This window comes from Candidatus Brevundimonas phytovorans (genome assembly GCA_029203145.1).
In the GTDB taxonomy this organism is placed as follows: Bacteria; Pseudomonadota; Alphaproteobacteria; order Caulobacterales; family Caulobacteraceae; genus Brevundimonas; species Brevundimonas phytovorans.
This window is the reverse complement of the sequence record CP119309.1, coordinates 1,654,401-1,667,462: the sequence shown is the minus strand read 5'-3', so window position 1 is coordinate 1,667,462 and position 13,062 is coordinate 1,654,401. Positions and strand designations below refer to the sequence as shown.

Below are 13,062 nucleotides of genomic sequence, written 5' to 3'. Positions count from 1 at the left end.
GCTCATTCCTGCCTTGGGATGGGCCGCACCGTTCGTCTTTCAGGACCCTCATTATGCTGAAGAGCACTACGGCTTCGATGAAGCCGGCAGAGGTCGAAAAGAAGTGGATCCACATCGACGCCGAAGGCGTCGTGGTGGGCCGTCTTGCGACCTTCATCGCCAACCGTCTGCGCGGCAAGCACCTGCCGACCTACACCCCGCACGTTGACATGGGCGACTACGTCGTCGTCACCAACGTCGACAAGGTGGTGTTCACCGGCAAGAAGTCGACCGACAAGGTCTACTATCGCCACACCGGCCACCCGGGCGGCATCAAGCAGACGACTCCGGAGAAGGTCCTGGGCGGTCGCTTCCCCGAGCGCGTGCTCGAGAAGGCCGTTGAGCGCATGCTGCCGAAGGAAAGCCCGCTGGCTCGCAAGCAGATGACGCACCTGCGTCTGTTCGCCGGCGCTGCGCATGACCACGAAGCCCAACAGCCGCAGACCATCGACTTCAAGTCGGCCTCGGCCAAGAACACCCGGAGCGCCTGAGCATGACCGACGTGACTGCTGAAGCCACCGGCTTCGACGCCCTGAAGGCTCTGGGCACTGTCGAAAACGACACCCCCGTCTATGAGCAAAAGCTGGACGCCCAAGGCCGCGCCTACTCGACCGGCAAGCGCAAGAACGCGATCGCTCGCGTCTGGATCAAGCCGGGCACCGGCAAGATCACCATCAACGGCAAGGACCAGGAAGTTTACTTCGCTCGTCCCGTGCTGCGCATGATGATCGCCCAGCCGCTGACCGTTTCGGACCGCGCCACGCAATACGACGTGATCTGCACCGTCGAAGGTTCGGGTCTGTCGGGTCAAGCCGGCGCCATCCGCCACGGCCTGTCGCACGCCCTGACTCACTTTGAGCCGGAACTGCGCAAGGTCCTGAAGCCGCACGGCTTCCTGACCCGCGACAGCCGCGTCGTCGAGCGCAAGAAGTACGGCCGCGCCAAGGCACGCCGCAGCTTCCAGTTCTCGAAGCGCTAATCGCTTTCTGGCGATTTGGATTTGGGGCGCTTCGGGGAAACCCGGAGCGCCCTTTTTCTGTCCGACAACAGGACCAGACCGACGACATGACCCACACCATCTTCATCGACGGCGAGGCCGGGACCACGGGGCTGGAGATCCGCGAGCGTCTGGAGGCGCGCACGGATCTGGAACTGATCCTGCTGGGCGAGCGTCGGCGTGACGTCGCGGCGCGGCGCGAGGCGCTGAACAGCGCCGATGCGGTGATCCTGTGCCTGCCCGACGATGCGGCGAAAGAAGCCGTGTCGATGATCGAGAACCCCAGCGTGCGGGTCATCGACGCCTCGACGGCGTTCCGGGTCGATCCGGCCTGGACCTATGGCTTCGCCGAGATGGATGCCGGCCAGCGCGCGGCCATCGCCGCCTCGACGCGGGTGTCGAACCCCGGCTGCTATCCGACCGGCTTCATCGGCCTGATGGGGCCGCTGGTGCGGGCAGGGCTGGTGCCGGCCACCCAGCCGGTCACGGTCAATGCGGTGTCGGGCTATTCCGGCGGCGGCAAGGCCATGATCGCCGAGTTTGAGGCCGCGGGCGCATCGACCGCGTTTCGCGCCTATGGCCTGAGCCAGAAGCACAAGCATGTGCCGGAGATGACCCGGCATACGGGCCTGACGTTGCCCGTCCTGTTCGCGCCCGCCGTGGGGAATTATCGTCAGGGGATGCTGGTCGAGGTTCCGCTGCACCTGTCGACCCTGCCGGAGACGCCCTCGGTCGAGCGGCTGCATGGGGCATTTCTGGAGGCCTATGACGGTCAGCGCTTCGTCGAGGTCGCTGACCTGGACGAGACCGAAGCCATGACCGGCATCGAGCCGGAAGCGCTCAACGGCACCAACCGGATGCGGCTGCACGTCTTTGGCGATCGTGGGGGAGAGCAGGCGCGTCTGGTCGCCCTGCTCGACAACCTGGGCAAGGGGGCGTCGGGCGCGGCGGTGCAGAACCTGAACATCATGCTGGGTCTGGACGAGGCGACGGGTCTGACCTGAACGCCCTGATCTGAACCAAATGCGCCCGGCCGCCGTATAGGGGGCATGGACGCTTTTCTCGAACGGCGGTCGTTACTTCTGGGCAGCGCGGCTCTGGCGCTGTCCGGCTGTTCGCCCAAGGCGGCGGATGCGGCGGCGGACCCCTGGGCGGCCTCGCCCTTCCGCCAGATCAGCGACGCGGAGTGGCGTCGGCGCCTCGGCGACGCCTCGTGGCGCGTGCTGCGTCACGAGAGCACAGAGCAGCCGTTCAGCAGTCCCCTGAACGACGAGCATCGGCGCGGCGTCTTTGTCTGCAAGGGCTGCGCCCTGCCGCTGTTCCAGTCAGGGTGGAAGTATGACAGCGGCACGGGCTGGCCCAGCTTTACGCGGGTCATGCAGGCCAATATCGGCGCCAAGACCGACCGCCTGATCGGCATCGCCCGGACCGAATATCACTGCGCCAGGTGTCTGGGGCATCAGGGACACCTGTTCATGGACGGGCCGGCGCCGACCGGGCGGCGCTATTGCAACAACGGCGTCGCGCTGACCTTTCAGCCAGCCTGACGGGCCTTGAGCGCTGATTCGACCGTCAGGCCGAACCACAGGCTGGCGATGATCACCAGCAGGCCATAGTCGTGGCCGGGCCAGAACACCGGGATGGCCGCCGACAGGATCACCATCATTGGAAACAGGCTGGCCCAGGCGGCGGTAGAGGCGGCGCCGGGATGGACCATGGGCGGACGCGCCCAACCCATTCGCTTGGCGAGAAGAGCGTTCAGCGGGACGAAGGCGACGACGACCGCCAGGACGATGATGCCGTATTTCAAGGCGGCGCCGGGCTGTCCGAACACGCTGGCGGTCAGGATCAGCAGCAGCAGGGCGATGCCGGTCGTGACCGCCAGCAGCAGGTTGGGTTCGATACGCTTCAAGACTTCACTTTCACATAGGCGCCGGGTGCGGGCTCAATCGGCTCAAGCGGCCCGGTCTTGGGATCACGCGCGGGAATCTGGCCCCCCGACATCGGGCGCAGCCAGGCGGTCCAGTGGGGCCACCAACTGCCGGGATGCGCTTGCGCCCCCGCTTGCCAGTCCGCGAGCGTCTCGGGAAGGGCGGGGTTGGTCCAGTGCTGGTATTTGTTGGCGGCGGGCGGGTTGATGACCCCGGCGATGTGGCCCGATCCGGCCAGCGTATAGGTCACGGGGCCGCCGAACAGCCGCGCCGAGCGATAGACCGAGTTCATCGGCGCGATGTGATCCTCGCGGCTGGCCAGGAAGTAGAGGGGCGTCTTGACGGTCGACAGGTCGATGCGTTGGCCGTCGATCTCGAACTCGCCCTTGGCCAGGGCGTTCTGACCGTACATGCGGCGCAGGTAGTCGAGGTGCAGGCGCTTGGGCATCCGCGTCTGGTCGGCGTTCCAGAACAGCAGGTCGAAGGCCGGCGGCGCCTTGCCCATCAGATAGTTGGACACGAAGAAGGACCAGATCAGGTCGTTGGCGCGCAGGGCGTTGAAGGTGTCGGCCATGGCCGCGCCGGGCAGGACGCCGCCGGCGGCGTCGATCTGTTGCTCGATTTCGGCCAGCCAGTGCTCGTCGGTGAACAGCAGCAGGTCGCCGGCCTCGACGAAATCGTGCTGGGCCGCAAAGAAGGTGGCGGAGGCGATGCGGGCGTCCCCGTTCGCCGTCATGTGCGCCAGGGCCGCACCCAGCAAGGTGCCGCCGATGCAGTAGCCGACAGTGTTCACCCGGCTCTGGCCGGTCTGCTCCAGCACCTTTTCGACCGCGCGATAGATGCCCTTGTGCAGGTAGTCGTCGAAGCCGAGTTCGGCCTTGTCCTTGTCCGGGTTGACCCAGGAGCAGACGAAGACGGTGAAGCCCTGAGCCGACAGCCAGCGGATCAGCGAGTTCTCCGGCTGCAGGTCCATGATGTAGAACTTGTTGATCCACGGCGGGAAGATCAGCAGGGGGATGGCGGCTTGCGTCTCGGTCGCGGCGTCGAACTGGATCAGTTCGAACAACTCGTCGCGCCAGACCACCTGACCGGGGGCGGTGGCGACGTTCTCGCCGACCTTGAACTGACCATAGTCGGCCTGGCTGATCTTCAGCTTGCCGGCGCCGCGCTCCAGGTCGGCGGCGAAGTTCTGCATGCCCTTGACCAGGGATTCGCCGCCAGTGTCCGCCAAGGCCTTCAGCGCCGCCGGGTTGGAAGCGAGGAAGTTGGAGGGGGAGAAGGCGTCGGTCAGCAGCTTGGTGAAGAACTCGGCCTTGCGCTTCACGCGCGGATCGACGTCCTCGACGCTGGACACCAGACCGTTCATCCAGTCGGACGTGACCAGATAGGACTGGCGCATGACGTCGAAGACGGGGTTCTCGCTCCAGGCCGGATCGCGGAACCGCTTGTCGGTCGAGGGAGCGGGGGCGACCTCTTCGCCCATGGCGCGACGAGAGGTCGTGGACCACAGGTCCATGTAGCGGCTGAACAGGTCGGCCTGGGCCTGGAACAGCTTTTCCGGGCGAGCGGCCAGGCTGGTCATGATCGAGGTCATGGCCGGGGCCACGTTGAAGGGGTCGGGCGACAGGGCGGCGGGGCGGTCGGCCTGAGACAGGGCGGCCTCGGCGATGGCCGACTGAGCTGTCATGGCCGCCTTGGCCAGGTTCAGCGACAGGGTTTCCAGCAGATGGCGCTGATCGGCGCCGAAGGCGAAGGGATCGGCGGCCTCGGGCTGGGGCGGCGGTGGCGGAGCGCTGGCGGCTTCCGCTGGTGATTCGGCTTGAGCCTCCGGCGGCGGGGCTTTCTTTGGTCGCGGTTTGGCCGAGGTCGGGCGACCCGATTTGCGCGGCGCCGCCGCGGCGGACGGCGGGGCAGGGGGAGCCTTGGTCGGGTGCTTGGCCATGGGCGAACCTCCGGAACGGGCGCGCGTCGGGTCGCGAGCCTTCCTCCGGGCGCGATGATGGCATATGACCGGGGGTGAGATGAACGTGTTCCTGTCGAAAAAGACGATCCTGCCGGCGACGACCGGCCTGCTGTTGCTCACGGGCGGCTGTGTCGGCTCGTTTGATCCGAAGACGGACGCCGCGTCGCCGCTGGCCCCGCGCATCCAGCAGCTGGTGGACGCCCACCGCGAATACCCGCGCTGGGCCGATTTTCCGGCCGCGCCGACCGACCTGCCGCAGCCGAGCCAGGTGGCCGCCCATGTCGGGACGCTGAACACCGAGAGCGGCGCCCTGGCGACCCAGGTGGCGGGCATCGACTGGACGCTGGAGAGCGATCCGGCGGCCTTCGTGGAATCGATCAGCCGCCGCTTTGATCCGGCGCGTATGGCCCCCATCGGCGCCCAGACCCCGGACGAGGTCGAAGCCTTCGCCGAGAGCCTGCGCCGCCGCGCCGCCGCGCCGCCGCCGATCGACCGTCCGCGCCCCTGAGGCGCCGGCTGACGTCAGGCCCATGTCGTCTGGACGACAGAATCCCGGAATGATGGCCGGGCGAATAAGGATTGCCCATGGCTGACGGTGGAAACGCTCCCGCCTTCCTCGACGTGACGCGCTCGCTGTCGGGTCGCGCCTGGCGACAGCGCCCGGCCGAGGCGGCGACCATCCGCGCCCATATGCAGGCGCTGAACCTGGATGAACCCATGGCTCGCGCCCTGGCCGCGCGCGGCGTGGCGGCGGATCAGGGCGAGAACTTCCTGCGGCCCACGCTGCGGGCCCTGTTCCCGGATCCGTCCAGCTTCATGGACATGGACACGGCGGCGACCGCCATCATCGACGCGCTGCAGGCCGGCAGCAGCATCCACGTCTTCGCCGACTATGACGTGGACGGGGCGTCCAGCGCGGCCCTGCTGGTGCGCTGGTTCCGCACGCTGAACGCGGAACTGCCCATCTATGTCCCCGACCGCCTGACCGAGGGCTATGGCCCCAGCGCGCGGGCGTTCGACACGTTAAAGGCCCGCGGCGCCGATCTGGTCATCACCGTCGACTGCGGCGCGGCGGCCAACGAGGCTGTGGCTCACGCCTCGGCCATTGGCCTGAACGTCGTCGTCATCGACCACCACATGATGCGCGAGGAACCGCCGGCCTGTCTGGCCGTGGTCAATCCGAACCGGCCGGGCTGCAACTCGGGGCAGGGCAATCTGGCGGCGGCGGGCGTGGTCTTCGTCTTGCTGGCGGCGCTGAACCGCGAGGCGCGGGCGAGGGGCCTGTTCGAGGGCCGGACCGAGCCGGACATCCGCCAGTGGCTGGACCTGGCCGCCATGGGCGCCATCTGTGACGTGACGGGACTGACGGGGTTCAACCGGGCCCTGACCAGTCTGGGCCTCAAGGTCATGTCGGACTGGAAGAATCCGGGGCTGAAGGCCCTTCTGGCCGCCGCCGGGGCCGAGCCGGGACCAGCCAAGTCCAATCATGCGGGCTTCATTCTGGGGCCGCGCATCAATGCGGGGGGGCGCATCGGCAAGTCGGACCTGGGGGCGCGCCTGTTGTCCACCGACTTTCCCGACGAGGCGCGGGCGCTGGCGCAGGAACTGGACGCGCTGAATATCGCCCGGCGCGAGGTCGAGGCCCAGGTGACGGAACAGGCCGTGCGCCGGGTCGAGGCGACGGGCGCGCACGCCGACGAGTCGGCGCTGGTGGTCGTCTCGGGCGAGGACTGGCACCCTGGCGTGGTCGGCATCGTGGCCGGGCGTCTGCGTGAGCGCTGGCGCAAGCCTGTCGTGGTGATCGGCGTGGACGCCATCAATGGTCTGGGCAAGGGCTCGGGCCGGTCGCAACCGGGCATGAACCTGGGGCGCGCCGTCCAGGCGGCATGGAACGAGGGCGTGCTGATCGCCGGGGGCGGGCACGCCATGGCGGCGGGCCTGACGGTCGCCGCCGACCGGATCGACGAACTGCGCGCCTTCCTCAACGACCGGCTGTCGGGCGAACGGGCTGAAGCTGTGGCCCAGGACTGGGTCGAGGTGGACGCCCTGATCGACCCGCGCGCGGCGACGCGCGACCTGTTCGAGGCCTTCGAGCAACTGGCGCCCTATGGCCCCGCCAACCCCGAACCCCTGTTTGCGCTGCAAGGCGTGCAGGCACGCGAACCGGCCGCGATGAACGGCGGCCATGTGCGGTGTCGCCTGGTCGGGCCGGACGGGGCCTCGGTGCGGGCCATCGCCTGGCGCTGCGCCGACCTGCCCAGCGGCAAGGCGCTGCTGGCGGGGCAGGGCGGGCTGAACCTGGTCGGACGGCTGAAGGCCGACGACTGGAACGGCCGTCGCGGCGTGCAGTTCGAGATCGAGGACGTGGCCGACCCCCGCATGGCCTAGGTTTTCGACGTGACCGAGCGCAGGTCTTTGAAAAAATGCACAAACTGCGCAGCAGACGCTTGCAACCGCCGAAATCGGCGGCTATTACCCCGGTCCTCCGCGCAGCGGTCCCTTCGTCTATCGGTTAGGACGTCAGGTTTTCAACCTGAAGAGAGGGGTTCGACTCCCCTAGGGACTGCCACGCGGAGCTATCCCTTCCCCGACATCGTCATGCGGCATCAGCCTGAGCCGGCTCGTGTTTTCGGCTGCGCCGCGGCGAGGCGATGTCTTTGTTCGGAAAGTTGAAAAAGAGACTTGCGTCCCCCGGCAGGCAGGGCTAATAGGCCGCTCCTCCGCGCAGCGGTCCCTTCGTCTATCGGTTAGGACGTCAGGTTTTCAACCTGAAGAGAGGGGTTCGACTCCCCTAGGGACTGCCACGCGGAGCTATCCCCACATCGCGAATTGCGACGCTTTTGTCGGCCATCATGACGGCTGGCCGGCTGGGGGCTTAAAATCGTCATTTTTGTTTTTCCGAGGTTCAGCGAACCGTGTTAATCATAGCCTCTGCACGCTTTGCAGGCGGGGGTTAGTGAGTTGTCGGACTACGACGAGATGGAAGCGCCGGACATTGTTCTGATCGCCGGCACGGTGAAATGGTTCGATCCGGGCAAGGGGTACGGCTTCATCGTGCCCGATGAGCCCGACATGACCGAGCTGAAGGACGTGCTGCTGCATGTCAGCAGCCTGCGCGACGGCGGCCACGAGGCCGCGGCCGAGGGGGCTCCGATCAAGTGCGAATGCGCGCGCCGCGCCAAGGGCTGGCAGGTGGTGCGCGTCCTCGACCTGGGACAGGGCAGCCCTACGCCGATCCGCCGTGAGGCGGTGCGCGCGTCCGCCGCGCCGCGCCCGGCGTTCGACGCGGGGACCGGTGGTCCGATGGAGGGCGCCGTCGTCAAATGGTTCAATCGCACCAAGGGCTATGGATTCGTGGTGCGCGACGGTGCGGCCGGCGATATCTTCGTCCATGTCGAAACGCTGCGACGCTGCGGGCTGGATGATCTGGTCCCCGGCGACGCGGTGCAGGTGCGGTTCGCCGACGGTCCCAAGGGGCTGGTGGTGGCCGAGATCAGGCCGGGCGAATAGGTTTCGCCCTTTGAGGGGCGAAGTCATGGGTTTCTCGCGTGGTATTCTGCTGGCGGTTGTTCTTGCGGTCGCCGGCCTGGCGTCGGGCTGTGCGCCCAAGGGACCGGTGGACGCGGCCGGTCAGCCGCTGGAGCCGCTGAGCATCGTCACGGCCTCGGGCGAGCACAGGTTCATGGTCGAGATCGCCGACGACGACGCCGAGCGCGAGCGCGGCCTGATGTATCGCCCGCCGCTGGACGACGACCGCGGGATGCTGTTCCAGTTTCCGGCGGCGTCCGAGCAGAGCTTCTGGATGAAGAACACGCCCAGCTCGCTGGACATCATCTACATCGACCCGCAAGGCCGGGTCGTCTCGATCGCCAGCCACGCCACCCCCTATTCGCAGACGCCCCTGCCGTCGAACGGCGCGGCCAACGGCGTGCTGGAGCTGCGTGCGGGCCGGGTCGACGAGATCGGCGCCAAGCCCGGCGACCAGGTTCGCCACAGCTTCTTTCGGCCCTGACACGGATTAAGGCGTTGAATGCGTTGCGGTGCGGCGCCGACCGTGCCAATAGGGCGCTCCATCGGTTCGGGGTGTAGCGCAGCCTGGTAGCGCATCTGGTTTGGGACCAGAGGGTCGGAGGTTCGAATCCTCTCGCCCCGACCATGGGTTAGCCCGTTTGGGCTGGATGAGTTTTACACTCGTCCGAGAGGCGGAGGCGCTGCCTTTCGATCGCTTCCGTTGATCGACATTCGCCCCTGGTCCCTAAAGCAGACCCTGCGAACGTCCGCGAAGGGTGGATAGCGGACTCGCGTCGCGGGCCGTCACACCGATTGACTGGGAGGCGCATTGACGCGCCTATGGCTGATGCTCCTGACTGTCATAGCCGCGCTGCTGAGCCAAACCGCGCCGTCACTCGACAGGCCGGGGATCGTTTTGATCCTGAGTGGCGACACCGCATTCGTCACGCCGACCGGGAGCATAGGCCGCGAAGGAGCGGTGCGGCGGGCCGACTTAGTGGAAATCTATCCTCTTGGCTCTGAGGGGTGGGAGATCGTTCGCCGCGACACCACGCTTGAGTTTGACTGTGCAGCGAAGCGTATCCGATTTCTCGGAGGCCATGATTTCGACGGCGAGGGCCTCAGTCGCCGCAGTCAGGAAGGCTCAGCGGAGTGGGTAGCGATCCCTGACGACTATCCTCCAGTTGCGGCTTTGCATGCATTGACCTGCGGAGAAGATGATCTGAGCTCCGTCTCGCACCAAAGCCTTGAGCACGAACTACCGCGCCTGCGGGAACGCATAGGGTAGTCATGTCCGCTAAGGGGCGAAAGCCGACTTTGGATGTGCGCCCTAGTCCGGATCAACCTGACCAGACTTCCTGCCCTTCCTTCCAGGTGCTCGTGACCTTGATCGCCGCCAGCTTGTCGGGGGCGATGGTCATGGGATTCTCGGCCAGGATGACCATGTCGGCCAGCTTGCCGACGCTCAGCGAGCCCTTGCGGTCGTCCTCGTAGTGCTGCCAGGCGGCCCAGAGCGTCATGGCCTTCAGGGCGATGTCGACCGGGACGCATTCGTCGGGGCCGAGGATGTCGCCCGAGCGGGTGCGGCGGGTGACGGTGGCGGACAGGACGCGCATGGCGTCGGGATTGGCCACCGGCGCGTCGTGGTGGCTGGTGAAGCGCATGCCGCGCCGCACGACGGAATGGCAGGGCGAGATGAACTCGGCCCGGCGCGGGCCCAGCACCGAGTCCCGATGGTAGTCGCCCCAGTAGAAGGTGTGCATCGGGAACAGCGACGGCACGATGCCCAGCGTCTTCAGGTCGTCCAACTGATCCATGCGGACGGTCTGGCCGTGGATCAGGACCGGACGGCGGTCCTTGGCGCCGTGCCGGTTCGTGGCGTCGCGCACGGCGCCGATCAGCAGGTCGATGGCGGCGTCGCCATTGGCGTGGACCTCGATCTGCCAATCGTTCCTGAAGGCCAGCTCGATGGCGTCCAGCGCCTGTTGCTCGGTCACGGCGGGATAGCCGCGATAGGAGGCGGGCTGGCCCTCGGGCGGGACATAATAGGGCTGCGACAGCCAGGCGGTCTTGCCCTGGGGCGAGCCGTCCAGCGTCAGCTTGACCCCGCCGATGCGGAACTTGCCGACATAGTTCTTGCGATACAGCGGGGTCGCCATGATGTCGGTCGAGGTCAGGATGTCGGGGAAGGACAGGATGTCGATCGGCAGCTCGCCCCGCGCAGCCAACTGAGCCACCATCCGGCAGCCGTCGGACGAGGATCGGCCGTCCTGGGCCGTGGTGTAGCCGAAGCTGGAATAGAAGCGGGCGCCTTCGCGGAGCATCTCCATATTGGCCTGGGCGTCCAGTCGGGTCAGCAGGGCGCCCATGACGGTGAACAGGGCGAGTTCCTCCATGACCCCGTTGGGCTGCTGCGAGCCCGCCTCGCGACGGAAGACCCCGCCATCGGGATTGGGCGTCGAAGCCGTGATCCCTGCCGCCGCCAGAGCCGCGGTGTTGGCCACGCCCAGATGGCCCGACTGATGCAGAAACAGGATCGGCACGCTGTCGGAAATGGCGTCCAGCTCGGTCCGGGTCGGGTGGCGATGCTCCTTCAGCTGGGAGTCGTCGTAACCAAAGCCGATGACCAGTTGGGTGTCGCGGACCAACTGCGCGTGCATATTCATCCAGTCACGGGTGATGCGTTGCAGCGCGGGGATGTCGTCGCCCTGACCGTCGGGGGCGGGCAGCAGGTTGGCGTAGCGCGCCTGTAGCCCCACCATCGAGACGTGGCCGTGAGGGTCGAAAAAGCCCGGGAGCAGGGCGCGCCCGTCCAGATTGATCGTCTGGGCGCCCCGGCCCGCCGCCGCGCGGGCCGCGTCCAGCGAGCCGACGGCGACGATGACGCCGTTGCGGACCGCCACGGCCTCGGCGCTCGGCATGGCGTCGTCGATGGTCACGATGGGCCCGCCGGTGAAGATCGTTGCTGGCGCGGCGCGGGCGGTCTGGGCCATGCTGCGGCCTCCCAGCAGGGTGGCGCCGGCCAAGGCGCCGGCTCCGGCGAGCAGGCTGCGGCGGCTGGACGGGGGGAGGATCAGGGTCATGGAGGCCTCGCTCAGCTCAATAGTTGGCGATCAGATTGACGTAGGCGCCGGACCAGAGGGGCGGGTCGGCCACGATGGACTTGATCCCCGCCTGCGGGTTGGAGATCGAGAAGCCGGCGGTCAGGAAGAGGTTGGGCGACACCACGCGGAAATATTCAAAATAGAGGTCGTCCGAGAGGTGGCGGCGCGTGACCCCGGTGATGGGGTTGTCCACGTTGTCGCCCTCGACCCGCGTCGCCTGGCCGAACTGGATAGGGCTGCGCAACTGGTCGGCTTCGATGCGGTGGATGCGAACCGTGAAGGTGTCCATCGGCGTCGGCGCGATGCTGGCCGCGACCTGCCAGGAGTTCACATTGGAGTTGATGAAGACCATCGACGACTTGGTGCCGGTGGACCAGGCCGAGGGGTTGCCCTCGTAGTAGAGGGGGTCGAACCGCTCCAGCCGGTCGGTGTCGGGATCGTCGCCGGAGAAGGTCTGATAACCGACGGTGAAGGTCGGCTTCCAGCGATGCTCGGCGAAGGTATAGCCGACCTGGGCGCGACCGGCCCAGGCGCGCAGGTCGATGCGGTCATTGCGCTCGAACGCCAGATCCGCCGCCATGAAGGCGTTGGGCAGGCCCGCGATCGGGGCGCGCGTATAGAGGTTCACGAACTGTAGCCCGTCGCGGGCGCCGGGAATGATGCTGGGGACGCCGACCCCGCCGGGCGGGGCCTTGGGATAGGGGGAGGCAGACTCGATCACCTGGCCCGCCGTCAGGCCGATCAGGGCGTTGGGGTTGGAGTCGTAGCGGAAGTCCACGCCCGCCAGCCGGTTGTGGCTGTCGTTGTCCGGCGACTCATTGGGGTCCAGATAGAAGGCCGTGGCCTTGAACTTGTCATGGCTGACCTCACCCAGGGCGGCGAAGGCCCAAGCCTTGCGCGGTCCCAGCTTCAGCGCCCCGCGCGAGAAGCCGCTGGACCCGCCGGCCTCGATCAGCATTCCGGTTCCGGCCTTGAAGACGCGCGGGCCGACGGACAGGTCAAAGGTCGTCTGATCACCTTGATAGCGCCAGCCGAGATAGCCTTCCTCCAGCGTCACCCGCCCGGTGTCGCCAGCGTCGAAGGCGTCCGTGCCTATGGTCATCGAACCGACGCCGGACAGGCCGCCATAGAGGGCGGCGCGGTCGCTGATGCGCCGCTCGAAGGTCAGGCCTGGCTTCACATAGGCCTCGAACCATTCAGCGTTGGAGTCGAAGTCGGTGACGCCGGCCACCGTCTTTCCGAAATCCCAGAACAGGTTTTGCTCGGCGACCAGATTCACCCCCGCCTGGAGGTGGGCGCGGACTGTGGCGCCGTCCTGAGCGTAGAGGACCATAGGGTCCTTGGCGTCGGGGGCCTGATCAGCGTTTTGGGCCGCAGCCAGCGACGGCGCGAGCGTCAGGATAAAACTGGCTGTGGCGACCCGATGCGCCGCGCGAATTCCCATGAACCCACAATCCCCGCCCTGAATGGGCGTCCCGCTCACGGCAACGTCTCAGCGAGCTTGGCGGTTCCGTTCCT

General features: G+C 67.2%; 13 protein-coding genes and 3 tRNA genes. 12 read left to right on the top strand and 4 right to left on the bottom strand.

Annotated elements, in window-relative coordinates; all coding sequences use genetic code 11:
- Window positions 1–53 precede the first annotated feature (53 nt).
- The 4 genes from rplM (at window position 54) to msrB (ending at window position 2,583) form a co-directional block, all read left to right on the top strand.
- Window positions 54–530: a 50S ribosomal protein L13 gene (gene rplM / locus P0Y52_08160; protein ID WEK56527.1), complete on the top strand. Its 477-nt coding sequence runs from the start codon at window positions 54–56 to the stop codon at window positions 528–530.
- Between the two features lie 2 nt (window positions 531–532).
- Complete coding sequence (gene rpsI / locus P0Y52_08155) at window positions 533–1,018, top strand: 30S ribosomal protein S9 (protein ID WEK56526.1); 486 nt, start codon at window positions 533–535, stop codon at window positions 1,016–1,018.
- An 86-nt stretch (window positions 1,019–1,104) separates the two neighbouring features.
- Window positions 1,105–2,040 carry an N-acetyl-gamma-glutamyl-phosphate reductase gene (argC, locus tag P0Y52_08150; GenBank protein ID WEK56525.1) on the top strand — a complete coding sequence of 312 codons (936 nt, stop codon included), beginning with the start codon at window positions 1,105–1,107 and terminating at the stop codon, window positions 2,038–2,040.
- Between the two features lie 45 nt (window positions 2,041–2,085).
- Entirely contained in the window at window positions 2,086–2,583 is a 498-nt protein-coding gene (gene msrB, locus P0Y52_08145; protein ID WEK56524.1) for a peptide-methionine (R)-S-oxide reductase MsrB, read from the top strand.
- Here msrB and P0Y52_08140 read toward each other — a convergent pair.
- Both P0Y52_08140 and phaC read right to left on the bottom strand, forming a co-directional pair.
- Complete coding sequence (locus tag P0Y52_08140; GenBank protein ID WEK56523.1) at window positions 2,571–2,948, bottom strand: hypothetical protein; 378 nt, start codon at window positions 2,946–2,948, stop codon at window positions 2,571–2,573. The two genes, msrB and P0Y52_08140, sit on opposite strands and share 13 nt — an antisense overlap.
- Window positions 2,945–4,909, bottom strand: a complete 1,965-nt coding sequence (phaC, locus tag P0Y52_08135; GenBank protein ID WEK56522.1) for a class I poly(R)-hydroxyalkanoic acid synthase — start codon at window positions 4,907–4,909, stop codon at window positions 2,945–2,947. Before phaC ends, P0Y52_08140 begins: the two co-directional genes overlap by 4 nt.
- 79 nt (window positions 4,910–4,988) lie before the next feature.
- On the opposite strand from phaC, the gene P0Y52_08130 reads away from it, so the two are divergent.
- The 8 genes from P0Y52_08130 (at window position 4,989) to P0Y52_08095 (ending at window position 9,728) form a co-directional block, all read left to right on the top strand.
- Entirely contained in the window at window positions 4,989–5,438 is a 450-nt protein-coding gene (locus P0Y52_08130) for a hypothetical protein (protein ID WEK59463.1), read from the top strand.
- A 77-nt stretch (window positions 5,439–5,515) separates the two neighbouring features.
- Window positions 5,516–7,318 (top strand): single-stranded-DNA-specific exonuclease RecJ, encoded by a 1,803-nt coding sequence (recJ, locus tag P0Y52_08125; GenBank protein WEK56521.1) that lies wholly within the window; start codon window positions 5,516–5,518, stop codon window positions 7,316–7,318.
- Window positions 7,319–7,424: 106 nt separating this feature from the next.
- Window positions 7,425–7,499: transfer RNA gene (locus P0Y52_08120), tRNA-Glu, on the top strand.
- A 160-nt stretch (window positions 7,500–7,659) separates the two neighbouring features.
- Window positions 7,660–7,734 (top strand) — tRNA-Glu (locus tag P0Y52_08115).
- A gap of 175 nt (window positions 7,735–7,909) precedes the next feature.
- Window positions 7,910–8,440 carry a cold-shock protein gene (locus P0Y52_08110; GenBank protein WEK59462.1) on the top strand — a complete coding sequence of 177 codons (531 nt, stop codon included), beginning with the start codon at window positions 7,910–7,912 and terminating at the stop codon, window positions 8,438–8,440.
- Between the two features lie 25 nt (window positions 8,441–8,465).
- Window positions 8,466–8,942: a DUF192 domain-containing protein gene (locus tag P0Y52_08105; protein WEK56520.1), complete on the top strand. Its 477-nt coding sequence runs from the start codon at window positions 8,466–8,468 to the stop codon at window positions 8,940–8,942.
- 67 nt (window positions 8,943–9,009) lie between these two features.
- Window positions 9,010–9,086, top strand: a tRNA-Pro gene (locus P0Y52_08100).
- Between the two features lie 201 nt (window positions 9,087–9,287).
- Window positions 9,288–9,728 carry a hypothetical protein gene (locus tag P0Y52_08095; protein ID WEK56519.1) on the top strand — a complete coding sequence of 147 codons (441 nt, stop codon included), beginning with the start codon at window positions 9,288–9,290 and terminating at the stop codon, window positions 9,726–9,728.
- A 52-nt stretch (window positions 9,729–9,780) separates the two neighbouring features.
- Here P0Y52_08095 and P0Y52_08090 read toward each other — a convergent pair whose 3' ends face one another.
- Both P0Y52_08090 and P0Y52_08085 read right to left on the bottom strand, forming a co-directional pair.
- Window positions 9,781–11,523 carry an amidohydrolase gene (locus tag P0Y52_08090; GenBank protein ID WEK56518.1) on the bottom strand — a complete coding sequence of 581 codons (1,743 nt, stop codon included), beginning with the start codon at window positions 11,521–11,523 and terminating at the stop codon, window positions 9,781–9,783.
- Window positions 11,524–11,539: 16 nt separating this feature from the next.
- Complete coding sequence (locus P0Y52_08085; GenBank protein ID WEK56517.1) at window positions 11,540–12,988, bottom strand: alginate export family protein; 1,449 nt, start codon at window positions 12,986–12,988, stop codon at window positions 11,540–11,542.
- Window positions 12,989–13,062: the final 74 nt, after the last annotated feature.